Consider the following 15,783-nt stretch of genomic DNA (forward strand, 5'->3'; position numbering starts at 1 on the left):
GGATTGCCCGCAGGGCAATCCAGCCCCGCCGGCGATTGAGGCGCGGGCGCGGAGCGCCGTGTAGTGAGCCGCGCCGGCGACTGAGGCGGGAACGGAGGAAGGGTGGGGCGGGGACCGGTCAGTACGGGTGTACGCCCACCGGGTGGGCCGGTGGTGGGCCGTAGCCCTCCGCCACGCGCTGGTGGTAGGTGGCGCGGTCGATGACCTCCAGGCCGACGATCTCCCACGGCGGCAACTGCGCCGTGGAGCGGTGCTCGCCCCAGAGCCTCAGCGCGACGGCGGCCGCGTCGTGGAGGTCGCGGGCCTCCTCCCAGTACCGGATCTCCGCGTGGTCGTCGGCGTACCGGCTGGTCAGCAGGAAGGGGTGGTCGTGCGCGAGCTGCTCCAGCCCGCGCCGGACCTCGGACAGCGGCGCCGCCTTGCCGGAGACGCTCAGGGTGACGTGCCACAGGCGCGAGGCGTCCCGCTCGGCCCCGCCGCCGTCCCCGCCTTCGTGCCGGTCCCCCGTGCCGACGCTGGTCAGCGCTCGTCTCACCAGCCGCCTCCTGTCTGCACTACGCGTGTCCGCCCCCCACAGTTGACCAGTCCCCGGCCCCCCGCGCGGCGGTTTTGCCGAACCTCAGCCCTGCAGCAGGACCAGATCGTCGCGGTGGACGACCTCCCGTTCGTACGCCGGTCCGAGCTCGCGCGCCAGGTCCCGGGTGGACCGGCCGAGCAGCTGCGGAAGTTCCTTCGCGTCGAAGTTGACGAGCCCCCGGGCGACGGCGCGGCCGTCGGCGGAGCGCAGTTCGACGGGGTCCCCGGCGACGAAGTCGCCCCCGACGGCGGCGATCCCGGCGGCCAGCAGCGAGCTGCCGCGTTCGGTGACGGCGCGCACGGCGCCGTCGTCCAGGACGAGGTGTCCCTGCGGGGTCGACGCGTGCTGGAGCCACAGCAGCCGGTCGGCGGAGCGGCGGCCGGTGGCGTGGAAGTGGGTGCCGGTCGGGCGTCCGGTCAGGGCGTCGGCGGCCTGGCTGGCGGAGGTGAGGACGACGGGGATCCCGGCGGCGGCCGCGATCCGGGCGGCTTCGACCTTGGTGACCATGCCGCCGGTGCCGACTCCGGCCTTGCCCGCGCTGCCGATGGAGACGTGGGCGATGTCCTCGGGGCCGCGCACCTCGTCGATGCGGGTGGTCCCGGGCAGGGACGGGTCCCCGTCGTAGAGGCCGTCGACGTCGGAGAGCAGGACGAGGAGGTCGGCGCGGACGAGGTGGGCCACCAGGGCGGCCAGCCGGTCGTTGTCGCCGAAGCGGATCTCGTCCGTGGCGACGGTGTCGTTCTCGTTGACGACGGGCAGGGCGCCCATGGCCAGGAGCTGGTCCAGGGTCCGGTAGGCGTTGCGGTAGTGCGCGCGCCGGCTGGTGTCGTCGGTGGTGAGCAGGACCTGGCCGACGCGGATGCCGTAGCGGGCGAAGGAGGCGGTGTACCGGGCGACGAGGAGGCCCTGGCCGACGCTGGCGGCGGCCTGCTGGCGGGCGAGGTCCTTGGGGCGGCGGGCCAGGCCGAGCGGGGAGAGTCCGGCGGCGATGGCGCCGGAGGAGACCAGGACGATCTCCTTCTCGCCGCCGCTGCGGGCCTTGGCCAGTACGTCGACCAGCGCGTCCACCCGGTCGGCGTCGAGTCCGCCCGCCGCGGTGGTCAGGGAGGAGGAGCCGACCTTGACCACGATCCTGCGGGCGTCCACGACACCTTGCCTAGCCGTTGACACGTCTTTCCCCTCACCAACCGACCGATCCGTTCGACCGGCCCAATCTACGGGGTGGCGCGGCGGGCCCGCCCGCCGGTTTCAGACCGTGGACGAGGACGGCTCCGGCTCGGCTCCGGTCTGCGCCGCGGCCCCCGCGTCCGCGCCCGTCCCCGGGATGAGGATCTTGCGCGAGAGCAGGAAGGTGAACGGGATGGCCACGACGGCCGCGACCAGCGGCGCGATGCGGGTGTCCATTCCGGCCCAGGTGACGAGGGCGTACAGGCCGACCGACTGGATCACGTAGTTCGTGACGTTGGTCAGCGGGAAGAGCAGGAACTTCTTCCAGGTGGGCCGGGTGCGGTAGGTGAAGTAGGTGTTCATGAAGAACGACCCGATCATCGACAGCACGAAGGCCAGCGTGTACGCGGCGAAGTACGGCATCCACGGGTGCAGCAGCAGGTAGAGGGCGAAGAAGGTTCCGGTGTTGACCCCGCCGACGAGGGCGAAGCGGAAGATCTGCCCGAGCTGTTCGCGGCGGCCTCTCGGCGGCGCGGGAGGGGACCCGGGCGAGGAGGCGGAGGCGGAAGGGGAAGGGGAGGCGGTCATCGGCGGCTGCGCTCCACGATCACGGCTTCGGAGGCTTCGGGCATCCGCTCGGCGGTCACGCCGTGGGCTTCCTTGACCAGGAAGTGGGGGCGGCGCTTGGTCTCGTAGTAGATGCGGCCGATGTACTCGCCGATCAGACCCAGCATGATCATCTGAACGCCGCCGATACCGGCGATCATCGCGACGAGGGTCACATAACCCGGGGAGTCGATGCCGTTCGTGATCGCCATCGCGGTGATCCACAGGGCGTACAGGACGGTCAGCCCGACCAGCGACACGCCCAGCCAGATACCGATGCGCAGGGGCCGGTTGTTGAAGGAGATCAGCCCGTCCATGCCGTAGTTCAGCAGGGAGCCGAACTTCCACTTGGTCTCGCCGGCCTCGCGCTGGGCGTTGCGGTAGTCGAAGTGGACGGTGTCGAAGCCGATCCAGGAGAAGAGGCCCTTGGAGAAGCGGTTGTACTCCGGGAGCGCCAGCAGGGCGTCGACGGCCGGGCGGGAGAGCAGCCGGAAGTCGCCGACCCCGTCGGCGAGCTCCACGTCGACCCAGCGGTTGACCCCGCGGTAGTAGAGGCGGCTGAGCGCCGAGCGGACCTTCTTGTCGCCCTCGCGGGTGCGCCGGGCGATGACCTGGTCGTGGCCCTGCCGGTAGTGCTCCAGCATGGTGGCGATCAGCTCCGGCGGGTGCTGGAGGTCGGCGTCCATGATGACCACGGCGTCGCCGGTGGCCTCCTTCAGCCCGGCGAGCATGCCCGCCTCCTTGCCGAAGTTCCGGCTGAAGGACACGTACCGGGTCTGCTCCCCGTACGCCGCGGCGATCGTGCGGAGCTTTCCGAGGGTCCCGTCACGGCTGCCGTCGTCGACGTAGCAGACCTCGTACTCCACGGGCAGGGCGTCCAGGACCCTGCGGATCTCTGCGTCGAAGCTGTCGATCACGGCTTCTTCGTTGTAGCAAGGGACAACTACGGACAGCTTGGTCATGGACACTTCCTGCTGGCTCCGAACGGGTGATTTTCGGCGACCGGACCCGCCACTCACCTCTCCTAAGAAGTATGCACGCCGGACGTCGGCCTGCCTGAGTCGCGTGCGGCACACGGTAGCTTTGAGTGGATAAGCGGAATGGAACGAAGGGATCGAGGTGCACGTGCCTGACGTCTCCGTGGTCGTCATCGTCTACAACGACGCAGAGCGTCTGCCGACAGCCGTCCAGTCGGTTTTGGACCAGACCCTGCGCGGGGTCGAAGTCGTGATCGTGGACGACTGCAGCAAGGACCGGTCGTACGAGGTCGCCCAGGAGCTGGCGGCGGCGCATCCCGAGCGGGTGCGCGCCTTCAGGCTTCCCGAGAACAGCGGCGGCTGCGGCGCGCCACGCAACCACGGGATCCGGCAGACCACCGGCCGGTACGTCATGTTCCTGGACAGCGACGACGTACTGGAACGCAACGCCTGCCGGAACATGCTGGCCGCCGCCGAGCGCACCGGGGCCGACCTGGTCTCGGGCATGTGCGTGCGCGTGCACCTCGACAACCGCTGGAACAAGACCACCGAGTGGTACCCGTGGATCTACGCGCGCACCCGCACGCTGGACTCCATCACCGAGTACCCGGACCTGCTGGTCTACGACACCCTCTCCACGAACAAGTGCTACCGGCGCGAGTTCCTGCTGGAGCAGGGCCTGGAGTTCCCGGTCGGCATCCACTACGAGGACCTGCTGTTCTCGGCGCAGGCGTACGTCGCCGCCCGCCGCATCACGCTGATCCCCAACCACGTGTACTTCTGGAACGTGGTCGAGAAGGCCTCCGCGCTGTCGATCAGCAACCGGCGCCACGAGATCGCGAACTTCGTCCACCGGATGGAGATCCACCGCCGCGTCGACGAGCTGCTGGCGGCCAAGGGGCACACGGCCATCAAGTCGGCGAAGGACGCCAAGTTCCTCAAGCACGACCTGGTGCTCCACCTGCGCGACCTGCCCCTGCTGGGCGACACCTACCGCCAGGAGTTCGCCCGCCTCGCCAACGGCTACCTGGCCGGCATCGACCCGGCCGCGTACGAGAACGTCACGCACCTCCAGGCCATCTGCGCCTACCTGCTGGGCAAGGAGGACTGGGACAACCTCCTGCCGGCCGCCGACGCGATGACCAACAAGGGCCGGCTGTGCTCCCCCCTGGCCGAGCGCGACGGCCGCGTCTACTGGTGCGCGCAGCACATCGACGACCCGGCCGACGACGAGGGCCGCCGCATACTGGACGTCACCGACCAGGGCTACCACACCGCCCCGCTGTCCTCGCTGGCCCTGGGCAACCGGCTCACCTCGTACGAGGACGACGGCCGCGGCACCGTCACCCTCGCGGGCCGGATCGTGAACCCGCTGGGCCGGATCAAGGCCGACACCCCGCTGAAGGCCACCCTGGAGTTCCGGGCCCGGCGCCAGATCGGGGTGCGATCGTTCACATTCCCCGTGACGACCGTGCGCCACGCCGGTGACACGATCGAGTGGAGCACCACGGCCGACGTGGCCTCGACGGTCCGCCCGCTCGGCATCATCGACGCCGTCTGGGACGTCCGGCTGAAGCTGACGGCCGGCGGTGACCGGATGACCACCCGCGTCTCGGTCGGCGGCGTCGACCTGGAGTCCGCGGCCCGGCTGCGGGTGCGTCCGCGCCTGACCCGCCTGGTCTCCGACCGCTTCGAGCCGGAGATGACCAAGAAGGGCAACCTCTCCTACGTCCTGACCGCCGAGGGCCGCGCCGCCGTCCGCACCCAGGCGCTGCTCAACAACGCCATGCACGGCAAGGCCGCCGGCGTCGTCAAGCGCAGCCTGCGCCGGGCCCTGAAGGCCCGCCGCAACATCGGTTCGGGCGAGCAGAAGGTGAAGCTCTACCACGAGGTCTTCTCGAAGCTGCCCGTCAAGAAGGGCACCGTCGTCTTCGAGAGCCACATGGGCAAGCAGTACAGCGACAGCCCGAAGGCGATCTACGAGGAGATGGTGCGCCAGGGCGCGCCCTTCGAGGCGATCTGGGCCTACGCGGGCGGCAAGCCCACCGGCTTCCCCAAGGAGGCCACCCTGGTGCGGCGCTGGAGCTGGGCGTACCTGCGGGCGCTGGCCCAGGCCGAGTACTGGGTCGACAACCAGGGCTTCCCGCTGGCCCTGGCCAAGCGCCCCGGGACCACGTACATCCAGACCTGGCACGGCTCCGCGCTCAAGCGGATGGGGTTCCACGAGCCCCGCACCAAGGCGCAGGGCAAGGCGGGCCAGGACCGCTTCCAGGCGGCCGTCGACCGCTTCGACCACTTCCTGATCCGCTCCGAGCACGACGTCCGCACCCTGGCCAAGGGCTTCCGGCTGCGCGACGAGGTGCTGCTGCGCACCGGCTACCCGCGCAACGACGCCCTGGTCGAGGCGCACCGCGCCGAGGCACAGAGCGGGGAGCGGGTGCGCGGGCCGCTCGCGGCCGAGCTGGGCATCGACCCGGAGAAGAAGGTGCTGCTGTACGCGCCGACGTTCCGGGCGAACGCGGACGGCACGGTGGAGGGCTTCGAGTTCCCCTTCGACGTGGAGGAGTTCGCGGACCGGCTCGGTGACCGCTTCACCCTCCTGGTGCGCACCCACTACCTCAACAGCGTCTCGCTGCCGCCGTCGGTGGCGGGCCGCGTCGTGGACGTGTCCCGGTACCACGACATCACCCCGCTGCTGGCGCTCGCCGACGGGCTGATCACGGACTACTCCTCCGTGATGTTCGACTACGCGGTGCTGGACCGGCCGATGCTGTTCTTCGCGTACGACTACGAGAAGTACGCGACGGACATCCGCGGCACCTACTTCGACCTCAAGGAGAAGGCGCCGGGTCCCGTGGTGGCCACGGCCGACGAGCTGATGCAGGCCGTCGGCGCCTTCGACGAGGCGGACGCCAAGTACGCGGAGGCCCGGCAGCGCTTCCTCAGCGAGTTCGGCGAGTACGACCGCGGGGACGCCGCCCGCCAGATCGTCGAGAAGTTCTTCACCAGGAGCGGCAAGTGAGCCAGCAGACCGCCACCGAGGGCGGCCGCGACGTCTTCCTCGTCTCCAACAGCGTGGACGAGCTCGGCGGTGTGACCACCTGGTCCCACCAGATGGCCCGGCTGCTGAGCGGGCGCGGCCACCGCGTGCACGTCGTCGGCATCGCGCCGGTCGCCGAGGAGATCCGGCAGAAGCTGCCCGCCGGACTCCCGTACGAGATGACCACGCTGTACGCGACCCACCCGCCCAAGGCCCGCCGGCTGCACGGCGTCAAGGGCCGCCTCAACGCCCCCGAACGGCGCCGCCAGGCGGCCCGGCGGGCGCAGATGCGGGCCAAGGCGGACGTGCTGACCGGAATGTTCCGGGCGGCGGGGCCGGGCGCCGTGGTGATCGTCACACAGGTCTGGGCGATGGAGTGGGTGTCCCTCGCCGACACCAAGGGGCTCTCGGTCATCGGCATGAGCCACGAGTCGTTCGAGGCCAGCAACAAGTCGACCCGGGGCGAGCGGGTGCGCCGCTTCTACTCCGAGGCCGACCGGCTCCTGGTGCTCACCCCCGAGGACGCGGACCTGTGGATCCGGGCGGGCATGGAGAACGTCGACAGCATGCCGAACCCGCTGCCGTTCATGCCCGACGAGCCCGCTCCGCGGACGGCGAAGGTCGTCGCGAGCGTCGGCCGCCTCTCGTTCGAGAAGGGCATGGACCTGCTGCTCGACGCGTGGGCGGACGCCGTGCCGCGCCACCCCGACTGGACCCTGCGGATCTACGGGGCGGGCTCGGAGGAGCCCTCGCTGCGCAGGCACTGCACCGAGCTGGGGCTGGACGAATCGGTGGAGTGGATGGGCAGCACCTCCGACGTGCTGGGCGCCCTGCGCGAGGCCTCCGTCTTCGCCCAGGCCTCCCGTGCGGAGGGGTTCCCGATCACCCTGCTGGAGGCCATGGCGGCGGGTCTGCCCGTGGCCGCGTTCGACTGCGCGCCGGGCGTCCGGGAGATCGTGCGGCACGGTGAGGACGGGCTGCTGGCCCGTCTCGGCAACACCATGGAACTGGCGGCTCACCTGGACGCGCTGATGACGGACGCCGCCCTGCGCGACCGGCTCGGCGACGCGGGCTTCCGGCACGTGCGGCGCTACTCCAGCGAGGAGATCACCGACCGGTGGGAAGGGCTCTTCGCGTTCCTGGAGCGCTGAGCCGCCCGACCGCCTGATGCACCACCGATCACGCGACGAGACCGCCCGCCCCGGACCGGATCCGGGGCGGGCGGTCTCGTCGTGGTGCGGACCGGGTCGGCTCAGACCGTGTGGAGGTCCTTGTGCGCGGTGGCCTCGGCCGCGCGGTTGGCCTGCCAGCCCGCCCAGGCCGAGGTGACCATCTCGCGGACGTCGTGCCGCGCCTTCCAGCCCAGCTCGGCCGCGATCCGGTCGGCCGAGGCCACCACCTTCGCGGGGTCGCCGGGGCGGCGCGGGGTGACGGTGGGGGCGTAGGTGTGGCCGGTGCCCTCGTTCAGCAGCTCGACCATCTCCTTGACGGAGACGCCCTCGCCGCGCCCGATGTTGACCGTCAGGTCCTTGTGGTCCCCGGCCGCGGCCCACTCGGCGAGGCGGCGGGCGGCCACCACGTGGGCGTCCGCGAGGTCCTCGACGTGGATGTAGTCGCGGATGCAGGTGCCGTCCGGGGTCGGGTAGTCGTCGCCGAAGATCCGGGCGCCCTCGCCGGCGTCGTAGCGTTCGAAGACCATCGGGACGAGGTTGAAGACGCCGGTGTCCGCGAGCTCCGGGGTGGCCGCTCCCGCCACGTTGAAGTAGCGCAGGCAGGCGGTGGCGATCCCGTGCGCCTTGCCGGCGGAGCGGACGAGCCACTCCCCGGCCAGCTTGGTCTCGCCGTACGGGCTGAGCGGGGCGCAGGGCGTTTCCTCGGTGACCAGGTCCACGTCGGGCATGCCGTAGACCGAGGCGGAGGAGGAGAAGAGGAAGTTGCGGATCCCGGCGGCGGCGACGGCCTGGAGCAGGACCGTCAGGCCCTGGACGTTCTCGTGGTAGTAGTACAGCGGCTTCTCGACGGACTCGCCGACCTGCTTCTTGCCCGCGAGGTGCACCACACCGGTGATCCGGTGGTCGGCGATGGCCCGGTCGAGGGCGAGGCGGTCCAGCACCGAGGCGGTCACCAGCGGGACGCCCTCCGGGACGCGGTGCTCGTTGCCCGTCGAGAGGTCGTCGAAGACCACGACCTTCTCGCCCGCGCGCAGCATCGCCCGGACGACGTGTGAGCCGATGTAGCCGGCTCCACCAGTGATGAGGAAAGTCATGCGTATCTCCCGAGCTCTAGCGTGACCTGCGCGTGCGGGCGCGGTCGAGGCGGTTGCGTACGAAGGTCAGCGCGCCCCCGGCACCGGGCGCGAGGCGCAGGGCCAGCGCTCCGGCGGCCGTGCGGTAGGGCTGCGCCAGCAGAACACCGTACCGGCTGCTGGGCAGGGCCCGGCGCCGGAGCAGTCCGCCGAGGGGGCGCAGCGAGGTGACGAGGGAGCTCCCGTCGCCGCACTCCACGCCCGCCCGGACGTCCCAGGCCTGCATCCCGCGCAGCCCGCGGCGGCGGCCCGTGGCGGCCAGGGCGGGCAGCCGGAAGGGCACCTCGGCGCTCCAGCCGTCCCCGTCGGGGGCGGCCCGCAGCTCCACGGGGCGGGTGGCGACGGCGGCGCCGCCCGCGCGGGGCAGGAAGTCCAGCCGGACGGTACGCGGACCGGCCCCGGCGAGGCGGCCGTACAGGTCGCGCACCCGGATCCGGACCGCCCCGCGCCCGGCCGGTTCGGCGTCGACGGTGACGGGCAGCTCCGCGAGGGGCAGCTCGTGCAGCCCGTCCAGCGGCACCGGCAGCTCGGCGCTCCACACCGGCCCGCCGTCGCCGCCGGTGGCGTAGGGGGGCAGCAGGCGGGGCGGCTCGGCGGCGAAGCGGACCAGCCGCTCCAGGTCGGCGGGCGGGGCCTCGCTCGCCAGCAGTACGCGCGCGGTCCAGCGGGCCCGGGCGGGGGCGGCCTCGATGTCGGCGTCCGCGAAGCCGGTCAGGTAGTCGCGGGTCAGGGTCCACCAGGCGGCGCGGTAGCCGGGGTCCTCACCGAGCTCGCGCAGGTACATGCGCAGGTCGTAGTCGAGGAACTTGGCCTGGCAGGCGCGGCCCAGCTCCGGGCAGGCCTCGGCGAGGGTACGGGAGGCGACGGTGTGCGCGGCGATCCGCGAGCGCCAGTTGCCGACGTCGGCGCGGGCCAGGGAGATCGACACCTGGGCGGCGCTCCGGCGCACGTGCCAGACGTAGACCAGGTCGCCGACGACCGCGATGCGGGGGGCGGCGGCCAGGACGCGGGAGGTGAAGACGAAGTCCTCGTAGACGAAACGGCCGTCGGGGAAGCGGATCGCGTGCTCGTCCAGGAAGGCGCGCTCGTAGAGCTTGTTCACGCAGAGGGTGTCGCGCACCAGCTCGGGCCGGTCGGCGGGCCGCTCGACGACCTCACCGGGGGTGTACAGGCCGGGCATCCAGGGGACCTCGCGGCCCTCCGGCAGCTCCCGGCGCACGCACGCGCCGACCGTGACGGGGGCGCGGTGGGCCACGGCCGCCCGGACCAGGGCCTCGGCGGCGCCCGGCGGCAGGACGTCGTCGCTGTCCAGGAAGAGGACGTACGGCGCGCTCGCGGCCGCGATCCCGTCGTTGCGCGGGGTGCCGCAGCCCCCGCTGTTCTCCGTGCGGTGCACGACCTTCAGCCGGGGGTGCTCGGCGGCGAGGGCGTCGAGCACCCGCCCGGTCCCGTCCGAGGAGGCGTCGTCCACCGCGATGACCTCGGCGACCACCGGGCCCTGGGCGAGGGCCGAGGCGACGGCCTCGCCCACGAGCCCGGCGTCGTTGTACGCGATCACCACCACGGAGACGGCGGGGCCGCCCGTGGTGGTGTCACTGCTGGAATCGCTGCTGCTCACCCGGAGGATCCTAGGCGAACGGCGTAAAGCGGAGTTCAACGTGTGCGCGTCCCCTAGAAGGGGCGGAACTCGTCGTACTCCTGCTGGGCGGAGTCGCCGCGCCGGGCTTCCTTCTCGCTGCGGCGCTGGGCGGCCGGACGCGGGGCCTCCATGCGGTGGTCCTCACCGCGGCGGCCCAGCATCTCGGCGCCGGCCATCATGGTCGGCTCCCAGTCGAAGACGACGGCGTTCTCGTCGGAGCCGATGGCCACGCCGTCGCCGGCGCGGGCGCCGGCCTTCTTCAGCGCGTCCTCGACGCCGAGGCGGTTGAGGCGGTCGGCGAGGTAGCCGACGGCCTCGTCGTTGTTGAAGTCGGTCTGGCGCACCCAGCGCTCCGGCTTCTCGCCGCGCACGTTGTAGACGTCCTCGACCTCGTCGTAGGTGACGGTGAAGCCGGCGTCGTCCACGGCCTTGGGCCGGATGACGATACGGGTCGCCTCCTGCTTGGGCTTGCGGGCGCGGGCCTTGGCGACGACCTCGGCGAGGAAGTAGGAGAGCTCCTTGAGACCCGTACGGGCGACGGCGGAGACCTCGAACACCTTGTAGCCGCGGGCCTCCAGGTCCGGGCGGACCATCTCGGCGAGGTCCTGGCCGTCCGGGATGTCGACCTTGTTCAGCACGACGAGGCGCGGACGCTTCTCCAGGCCGCCGCCGTAGATCTTGAGCTCTTCCTCGATGACGTCGAGGTCGGCGACCGGGTCGCGGTCCGTCTCCAGGGTCGCGGTGTCCAGCACGTGCACGAGGACCGAGCAGCGCTCGACGTGGCGCAGGAACTCCAGGCCGAGGCCCTTGCCCTGGCTGGCGCCCGGGATGAGGCCGGGGACGTCGGCGATCGTGTAGACCGTCGAGCCGGCGGTGACCACGCCCAGGTTCGGGACGAGGGTGGTGAAGGGGTAGTCCGCGATCTTCGGCTTGGCGGCGGAGAGCACCGAGATCAGCGAGGACTTGCCGGCGCTAGGGAAGCCCACCAGCGCCACGTCGGCGACGGTCTTGAGCTCCAGGACGATGTCGCCGGTGGTGCCGGGGACGCCGAGGAGGGCGAAGCCGGGGGCCTTGCGGCGGGCGGAGGCCAGCGCGGCGTTGCCGAGGCCGCCGCGGCCGCCCTCGGCGGCCACGTAGGTGGTGCCCTGGCCGACGAGGTCGGCGAGGACGTTGCCCTCCTTGTCGAGGACGACGGTGCCGTCCGGCACGGGCAGGACCATGTCCTGGCCGTCCTTGCCGGAGCGGTTGCCGCCCTCGCCGGGCTTGCCGTTGGTGGCCTTGCGGTGGGGGCTGTGGTGGTAGTCCAGCAGGGTGGTGATCGCCTGCTCCACCACCAGGATGACGTCGCCGCCACGGCCGCCGTTGCCGCCGTCGGGGCCGCCGAGCGGCTTGAACTTCTCCCGGTGAACGGAGGCGCAGCCGTGGCCCCCGTTACCCGCGGCGACGTGCAGCTCGACGCGGTCCACGAAGGTGGTCATGGGTGTTCCTCCAGATACATACGGGAATGTCCCGGGCAGGCCTTGCTGCCCATTAAACGTGTCTATGTGACAACGCGCCGAGGGCGGACCTCTCTTCCCGGCTTGCGCCGGGAAGAGACGAGATCCGCCCTCGGGGTGTTACGAACGCTTGAGATTCAGCAGGAGCTGGATCAGGCGGCCGGAACGATGTTGACGACCTTGCGGCCACGGTGCGTGCCGAACTCGACCGAACCGGCCTGCAGCGCGAACAGCGTGTCGTCGCCGCCACGGCCCACACCCGAACCCGGGTGGAAGTGGGTGCCGCGCTGGCGAACGAGGATCTCACCAGCGGAAACGACCTGACCGCCGAAGCGCTTCACGCCGAGCCGCTGAGCATTGGAATCGCGCCCGTTCCGGGTGGACGATGCGCCCTTCTTGTGTGCCATGTCTCAGTCCCTCTTACTTCGCAGCCGTGGGGATACCGGTGACCTTGATCGCCGTGTACTGCTGACGGTGACCCTGGCGACGGCGGTAGCCGGTCTTGTTCTTGTAGCGCAGGATGTCGATCTTGGCGCCCTTGTGGTGGTCCACGATCTCGGCCTGAACCTTGATCCCGGCCAGCACCCACGGGTCGCTGGTCACGGCGTCGCCGTCGACAACGAGCAGGGTCGAGAGCTCGACCGTGTCGCCAACCTTGGCAGTGGAAATCTTGTCAACCTCAACGATGTCGCCGACAGCAACCTTGTGCTGGCGACCACCGCTGCGCACGATGGCGTACACGCGGATCTCTCTCTCACTCGGGACGGATGCTCCTGAAGCCAGCCGCTCACGCGGGCCGGGGCCCACGGTGATCCGGAATTGGACGAGCGGCCTCTCCCGTGGCCCGGCCGCTTGCGCGGACGATGCGGGAGGAAGGTGCTCAGGAGCGCGACGCACGCTGAACGGGTAATCGTTCAAGACACGCCGACGGTCTAGGTTACGGGGCCGGTTCCAGGGGGTCAAACCGGGCCCCGCGCACCCGTGGGCCCCGCCGCTCGGCGGGGCCCACGGGTGTCACGCGGATCAGGCTTCGGCGGGAGCCGAGACGGACGGCGGGGTCTGCTGCTCCGCCGCCGCGGTCTTCTTCGTCGCCCGCTTCGCCACGGTCTTCTTGGCCGTCGCCTTCTTCGCGACGGTCTTCTTGGCGGCCGCCGCCTTCTTGGCCGGGGCCTTCTTCGCCGTGGCCTTCTTCTCCGTGGTGGTCGCCTTCTTGGCCGGAGCCTTGCGGGCGGCCTTCTTGGCCGGGGCCGCGGGCTCGGCCGCCGCCTCCGGCTCGGCCTCGACGGCCGGCTCGGCGGCCACGACGGGCTCGGGCTCGGCGGCCGGGGCCTCGACGACCACGATGGCCGCCTGCGCCGCCCCCGCCGGGGAACCGGCGGGCGCGGTGGCCTTGCGGGTGGCGCGGCGGCGCGGACGCGCCGGAGCGGCCTCCACGACGGGCTCCGCGACCGGCTCCGCCACCTCGGCCGGAGCGGCCTCGGTCACGGCCTCGACGACCGGCTCGGGCTCGACGACAGGCTCGGCAACCGGCTCGGCAACCGGCTCGGGCGCGGCCTCGACGACCGGCTCGGGCGCGGTGGCCTTGCGGGTCGCACGGCGACGCGTACGGCCCTTCGGCGCGGCCTCGACCGGCTCCGCCGCCTCGGGGGTCTCCACGGCCTCGACGACCTCGACCGCCTCCACGGCTTCCACGGCCTCGGCGGCCGGCTCCAGCACCGTGTCGGCCGGCTCGGTGACCGGCTCGGCCTCGGCGACCGGGGTCACCGGAGCCTGCGCCGGGGCCCGGTCCGCACCCCGCGGGGCGCCCGCCGGAGCGGTCGCCTTTCGGGTGGCACGGCGACGGTTGCGACGCCCGCTCAGACCCGCCGCGGCCTCGGCCTCGGCCGGGCTGCCGTACAGCTCCTCGCCCGCGACGAACTCCGGCTCCGGCAGCGCACGCGGCGCGGCGACCTCGGCGGCCACCTCGGCCTCGGTCTCGGCCTCGAACACGTCGGTCTCGACGGTCTCGATCACATCGAGCTCGTGCTCGTGCTCGTGGTCCAGGGCGCGGCCACCGCGGCGCTTGGAGCGCTTGCCGTTGCCACCGCCGCCGACCGCGGTCGGGGTCTCCATGTGCACGATGACGCCGCGGCCGTTGCAGTGGACGCAGGTCTCGGAGAAGGACTCCAGCAGACCCTGGCCCACCCGCTTGCGGGTCATCTGCACCAGGCCCAGCGAGGTCACCTCGGCCACCTGGTGCTTGGTGCGGTCGCGGCCCAGGCACTCCAGCATGCGCCGCAGGACCAGGTCGCGGTTGGACTCCAGGACCATGTCGATGAAGTCGATGACGACGATGCCGCCCAGGTCGCGCAGCCGCAGCTGGCGCACGATCTCCTCGGCCGCCTCCAGGTTGTTCCGGGTGACGGTCTCTTCGAGGTTGCCGCCCTGACCGGTGAACTTGCCGGTGTTGACGTCGATGACGATCATCGCCTCGGTCTTGTCGATCACGAGGGAACCGCCCGAGGGCAGCCACACCTTGCGGTCGAGCGCCTTGGCGAGCTGCTCGTCGATCCGGTACGTCGCGAAGACGTCGACCTCGGAGGTCCAGCGCGACAGCCGGCCGGCCAGGTCCGGGGCCACGTGGTTCACGTAGCCGTGGATGGTCTCCCAGGCGGTGTCACCGCTGACGATGACCTTCGAGAAGTCCTCGTTGAAGATGTCGCGCACGACGCGGACGGTCATGTCCGGCTCGCCGTACAGCAGGCTCGGCGAAGAGGTCGAGATCTGCTTCGACTTCTTCTGGATGTCCTCCCACTGGGCCTGCAGACGCTCGACGTCGCGACGCAGCTCGTCCTCGCTCGCGCCCTCGGCGGCGGTGCGCACGATGACGCCCGCGTCCTCGGGAACGATCTTCTTGAGGATGCTCTTCAGACGCGCGCGCTCGGTGTCGGGCAGCTTGCGGCTGATGCCGGTCATCGAGCCCTCGGGCACGTAGACCAGGTAGCGGCCGGGCAGCGAGACCTGGCTGGTCAGGCGGGCGCCCTTGTGGCCGATCGGGTCCTTGGTGACCTGCACCAGGACCGACTGGCCGGACTTGAGGGCGGACTCGATGCGGCGCGGGCCGTTGGCCATGCCGAGCGCCTCGAAGTTGACCTCACCGGCGTACAGGACGGCGTTGCGGCCCTTGCCGATGTCGATGAAGGCGGCCTCCATCGACGGCAGCACGTTCTGGACCTTGCCCAGGTAGACGTTGCCGACGTACGAGGTGGCCTCTTCCTTGTTGACGTAGTGCTCGACGAGCACGTTGTCCTCGAGGACGCCGATCTGGGTGCGCTCGCCGGACTGACGGACGACCATCACGCGCTCGACGGCCTCACGGCGGGCCAGGAACTCGGCCTCGGTGATGATCGGGACGCGGCGGCGGCCCTGCTCGCGGCCTTCGCGGCGGCGCTGCTTCTTGGCCTCCAGGCGGGTCGAGCCCTTGATGGACTGGACCTCGTCGGAGGAGGTGGACTCGGTGCGCTCGCGGGCCGGACGCGGCTCGCGGACCTTGACGACGGTACGGACGCCGTCCTCCTCGCCCGCCTCGGTGTCGGCGGCGCCGTCACCACTGCGACGGCGACGGCGGCGGCGCCGGCGGCTGGAGCTGGAACCGAGGGCCTCTTCGGACTCCTCTTCCTCTTCCTCCTCCTCGGCGGCCTCCGCCTCGGCTTCGGCTTCGGCCTCGGCGTCCTCGTCGGCGGACTCGTCCAGGTCGGCGGACTCACCACGACGGCGGCGACGGCCTCCGCGACGGCGGCGACGCGACGGGCGCTCGCCCGACTCGTCGGCCTCGTCCTCGTCGAGCTCGGCCGCCTCGGCCTCCTGCTCCTCGTCCACGGCCTCTACGTCGGCCAGCGAGACGGGGGCGGACGGCGCGGCCGGGGCCACGGCTGCTCTACGCGTACGACGAACCGGGCGAGTTCTTCTGGGCCGCGCCGTACGACACGGCACTGGA

At 71.7% G+C, this 15,783-nt stretch carries 11 protein-coding genes and 1 pseudogene; 2 read left to right on the forward strand and 10 right to left on the reverse strand.

All coding sequences use genetic code 11. The features are described 5' to 3' along the window. Positions 1–118: 118 nt before the first annotated feature. The 4 genes from ABZW32_RS36105 to ABZW32_RS36120 all read right to left on the reverse strand — a co-directional run bounded on the left by ABZW32_RS36105 (position 119) and on the right by ABZW32_RS36120 (position 3,312). Positions 119–523 (reverse strand): hypothetical protein, encoded by a 405-nt coding sequence (locus ABZW32_RS36105; RefSeq protein WP_356224587.1) that lies wholly within the window; start codon positions 521–523, stop codon positions 119–121. A 96-nt stretch (positions 524–619) separates the two neighbouring features. After that, positions 620–1,747, reverse strand: coding sequence for a glutamate 5-kinase (gene proB / locus ABZW32_RS36110; RefSeq protein WP_356224570.1), 1,128 nt, complete (start codon positions 1,745–1,747; stop codon positions 620–622). Positions 1,748–1,825: 78 nt separating this feature from the next. Then, positions 1,826–2,332 carry a GtrA family protein gene (locus ABZW32_RS36115; protein WP_356224572.1) on the reverse strand — a complete coding sequence of 169 codons (507 nt, stop codon included), beginning with the start codon at positions 2,330–2,332 and terminating at the stop codon, positions 1,826–1,828. Continuing rightward, a complete protein-coding gene (locus ABZW32_RS36120; protein WP_356224574.1) occupies positions 2,329–3,312 on the reverse strand; it encodes a glycosyltransferase family 2 protein in 984 nt (327 codons plus the stop codon). The genes ABZW32_RS36115 and ABZW32_RS36120 overlap by 4 nt, the downstream gene beginning before the upstream one ends. Before the next feature lie 157 nt (positions 3,313–3,469). Here ABZW32_RS36120 and ABZW32_RS36125 point away from each other — a divergent pair, with 157 nt between their 5' ends. Together ABZW32_RS36125 and ABZW32_RS36130 are read left to right on the forward strand one after the other, a co-directional pair. Beyond that, positions 3,470–6,349: a bifunctional glycosyltransferase family 2 protein/CDP-glycerol:glycerophosphate glycerophosphotransferase gene (locus ABZW32_RS36125; RefSeq protein ID WP_356224576.1), complete on the forward strand. Its 2,880-nt coding sequence runs from the start codon at positions 3,470–3,472 to the stop codon at positions 6,347–6,349. After that, entirely contained in the window at positions 6,346–7,518 is a 1,173-nt protein-coding gene (locus ABZW32_RS36130; protein WP_356224578.1) for a glycosyltransferase, read from the forward strand. Before ABZW32_RS36125 ends, ABZW32_RS36130 begins: the two co-directional genes overlap by 4 nt. 101 nt (positions 7,519–7,619) lie before the next feature. On the opposite strand, the gene galE is transcribed toward ABZW32_RS36130, so the two are convergent. From galE to ABZW32_RS36160, 6 genes and pseudogenes are all read right to left on the reverse strand, one after another. Beyond that, positions 7,620–8,633, reverse strand: coding sequence for a UDP-glucose 4-epimerase GalE (galE, locus tag ABZW32_RS36135; RefSeq protein WP_356224580.1), 1,014 nt, complete (start codon positions 8,631–8,633; stop codon positions 7,620–7,622). Between the two features lie 16 nt (positions 8,634–8,649). Beyond that, the gene (locus ABZW32_RS36140; RefSeq protein ID WP_356224582.1) at positions 8,650–10,290 is read right to left on the reverse strand and encodes a glycosyltransferase family 2 protein; all 1,641 of its coding nucleotides are present in this window, start codon (positions 10,288–10,290) and stop codon (positions 8,650–8,652) included. A 53-nt stretch (positions 10,291–10,343) separates the two neighbouring features. After that, positions 10,344–11,789: a GTPase ObgE gene (gene obgE, locus ABZW32_RS36145; protein ID WP_356224584.1), complete on the reverse strand. Its 1,446-nt coding sequence runs from the start codon at positions 11,787–11,789 to the stop codon at positions 10,344–10,346. A 170-nt stretch (positions 11,790–11,959) separates the two neighbouring features. Then, positions 11,960–12,214 carry a 50S ribosomal protein L27 gene (gene rpmA / locus ABZW32_RS36150; protein ID WP_030013081.1) on the reverse strand — a complete coding sequence of 85 codons (255 nt, stop codon included), beginning with the start codon at positions 12,212–12,214 and terminating at the stop codon, positions 11,960–11,962. A gap of 13 nt (positions 12,215–12,227) precedes the next feature. Then, a complete protein-coding gene (gene rplU / locus ABZW32_RS36155; protein ID WP_030159347.1) occupies positions 12,228–12,548 on the reverse strand; it encodes a 50S ribosomal protein L21 in 321 nt (106 codons plus the stop codon). Positions 12,549–12,830: 282 nt separating this feature from the next. Next, positions 12,831–15,662: pseudogene (locus tag ABZW32_RS36160) on the reverse strand (Rne/Rng family ribonuclease); the annotation flags it as partial. Positions 15,663–15,783: the final 121 nt, after the last annotated feature.

The organism is Streptomyces sp. NPDC004667 (assembly GCF_040609475.1).
Classification (GTDB): Bacteria; Actinomycetota; Actinomycetes; order Streptomycetales; family Streptomycetaceae; genus Streptomyces.

Coding starts and splice junctions, on each gene's coding strand:
- ABZW32_RS36115 (WP_356224572.1), bottom strand. CDS start 2,332: ATGACCGCCTCCCCTTCCCCTTCCGCCTCCGCCTCCTCGCCCGGGTCC.
- ABZW32_RS36120 (WP_356224574.1), bottom strand. CDS start 3,312: ATGACCAAGCTGTCCGTAGTTGTCCCTTGCTACAACGAAGAAGCCGTG.
- galE (WP_356224580.1), bottom strand. CDS start 8,633: ATGACTTTCCTCATCACTGGTGGAGCCGGCTACATCGGCTCACACGTC.
- obgE (WP_356224584.1), bottom strand. CDS start 11,789: ATGACCACCTTCGTGGACCGCGTCGAGCTGCACGTCGCCGCGGGTAAC.
- rpmA (WP_030013081.1), bottom strand. CDS start 12,214: ATGGCACACAAGAAGGGCGCATCGTCCACCCGGAACGGGCGCGATTCC.